Origin of the sequence: Halogeometricum sp. CBA1124 (assembly GCF_009741955.1) — an archaeon.
In the GTDB taxonomy this organism is placed as follows: Archaea; Halobacteriota; Halobacteria; order Halobacteriales; family Haloferacaceae; genus Halogeometricum; species Halogeometricum rufum.
Genome location: NZ_WPCD01000316.1, coordinates 1 through 2,374 on the forward strand (window position 1 = coordinate 1; position 2,374 = coordinate 2,374).

2 protein-coding genes and 2 pseudogenes are annotated in these 2,374 nt (G+C 71.2%); 3 read left to right on the plus strand and 1 reads right to left on the minus strand.

What is annotated here, in order from left to right:
• From GJ632_RS20940 to GJ632_RS20950, 3 genes and pseudogenes are all read left to right on the plus strand, one after another.
• A pseudogene (locus GJ632_RS20940) lies at positions 1-292 on the plus strand (hypothetical protein); the annotation flags it as partial.
• 59 nt (positions 293-351) lie between these two features.
• The gene (locus GJ632_RS20945) at positions 352-951 is read left to right on the plus strand and encodes a CoA pyrophosphatase (RefSeq protein WP_089805157.1); all 600 of its coding nucleotides are present in this window, start codon (positions 352-354) and stop codon (positions 949-951) included.
• 191 nt (positions 952-1,142) lie between these two features.
• Positions 1,143-1,903 (plus strand): annotated as a pseudogene (locus tag GJ632_RS20950) (luciferase); the annotation flags it as partial.
• Positions 1,904-1,957: 54 nt separating this feature from the next.
• Here GJ632_RS20950 and GJ632_RS22620 read toward each other — a convergent pair.
• Entirely contained in the window at positions 1,958-2,188 is a 231-nt protein-coding gene (locus GJ632_RS22620; RefSeq protein WP_197428138.1) for a hypothetical protein, read from the minus strand.
• Positions 2,189-2,374: the final 186 nt, after the last annotated feature.

Sequence of the window (2,374 nt, forward strand, 5' to 3'; positions counted from 1 at the left end):
CGCGGACGGCGAACGCGTCGTCGCCGGCCCCGTCGCGTTCCCGACGCTCCCCGAGAACGCCGAGGACCTGCCGCACATCCTCGACGTAGACGACCGGACGCCCGACGACGAGGCGGTGACCGAGGCGACGGCCGACCGCCTCCGGGCCGACGCCGAGGCGGCGATAGCGTCCGGCGACGACGAGCGAATCCGGCACCTCCTCGACGTGACGTACGACGTGGAACTGTGGGCGGCGCGCGACGTGGACGTGACCGAGGTTCGGTCGCGTCTCGACGCCGAACTGGACGACTGACCGACTCGCGGCGGTGCCGCGAGAGCTAAACATAAGCGTCTCCGACAGTTCGAACCAGTATGGACCTCTCGCGGGTGGCGTCGCGCGACGCCGAGACGGTGACCGACGCGGGCCGGCAAGCGGCGGTCGTCGCCCCGGTTCTCGTCCGCGACGGCGAGGACCACGTCCTCTTCACGAAGCGCGCGGACCACCTCGGCGAACACCCCGGACAGATGAGTTTCCCCGGCGGGTCCCGCGAACCGAGCGACGACGACCTGCGCGCGACGGCCCTCCGCGAAGCCTACGAGGAGATCGGCCTCGGAGCCGACGAAGTGGAGTTTTTCGGCCGCCTCGACGACATCGAGACGATCACGGACTACTCCGTGAGGCCGTTCGTCGCGCGGATTCCCGACCGCGAGTACGAACCCGACGAACGCGAAGTCGCCGAGATAGCCGTCCTCGCCGAGTCCGACCTCACGGACCCCGACAACTACGAGTCCGAACTGCGCGTCCGCCCGCAGTACGGCGAACTCCGCATCCACTTCTTCCACGTGGACGGCTACACCGTCTGGGGGGCGACCGGCCGGATGCTCGTCCAACTGCTGGAACTCACGACCGACTGGCGGATGCCGGCGGAACCCGACCGGGTGGTCGACCCCGACGCCGAACTCCCCCTGTGAGCCGATACCGAACGTCCCCCTGTGACCCGACGCCGAACTCCCCCCCCGTTGGTCCGACGGGCGTCGCAAATTGTAGTCACGAACGACGCGTTTATGCTGACCGCTCGGTAACAGGAGTCCATATGGTCGCACAGACGATTGATCGCGTTCCGCGACGACGGTAGTTCTCCTCCCGTGAGTGGTGATACACGATGTTGACCGGTGAGCGTAGCGTCTCGCAGACGGGTCTCGACGCGGTGGCCCTGAAGCCGAAAGAGTGCGACGTGCGGGCGGCCCTCGACACGCCGTTCGACACCGTCGCCGTCGACTACGAGGGTCGCGAACACCTCCCCGACGCGGACGTCCTCCGCGAACTCGCCGCCGACCGGGAGGTCCGCCTCACGACGCCCGTCCGCGCCGACGGCTTCGACCCGACCGGCGACGACGAACTGTGGGACTGGATTCCCGAGGGGGTCCGCCGCGTCCTCGTGGCGGGCCACGGCGCCTACCTCACCGAGGCGGAGGCGAAGCGAGCCGTCTCCCCGCGCCTCGCGGCCGGCGTCGAACGCGCGCCGGACGCGTGGGTCGGCACCGAGGGCATCGAACGCGTCGCCCTCGCCGTCGGCGGGACGCAGTACGAACTGCTCTCGCGGCGGACCGTCTCGAACCTCCGCGCCCTCCGGGCCACGGGCTACGACGGCGAGATAGCCGTCTACGCGCCGACCGTCCTCACCGACGACGAGGACGCCATCCTCGACGCCGTCGGCGCGTACGCCGCGCGGCGGCGACCCGTCGCCAACGCGTTGCCCGAGGGGGCGGCGACGGACTCGAACGCCGCGGGCCGCGCCCGCGAGGTGATGACCACCGCCGTCCGCGACTACGCCCTCGTCGGCGGCGTCGACACCGTGAGCGAACGGGTCGCGGCGTGAAGGACGCGGGCGCGGACCTGGTCGTCGGCTACCCCGCCCGCGGCCGGCGGAGTTCGCTGAGTAGCGGCGCCGCGCGTCGAGAACGGCACTCCGCGCCGTCACCACGAACAACCGAGCGTCGTCGACCGCAGTTCCGACGCCACGCCGTCGGGCCGAACGACGGCCGCGGTGGTCGAGTCGTTGCAGTCGAACGCCGACCGGTCGACGTCGACGGTGCCGCCGACGCCGTCCGCCGCGAGGCTGAACCGGTAGCGGCCGGGGTCGTCGAGTCGGTAGGCGACGCGGCGTCCCGGGTCGAGTTCGACGTCCGCGAGGTGACACTCCGCCACGACCCGAACCGGCGTCGGGACAGCGCGACCGATATCTCGCGGGTCGCGTCGAACCCGTTGGCGACGAACACCGCGTGCGGGCCGTCTCGCAGACCGTCGTCTATCGGCGTCCGACGGCCGACGGCGAACGCCGCCGTCTTCGGACCGTCGGCGTCGGAGACGAAGTGGCCGTCGGAGACGGCGGCG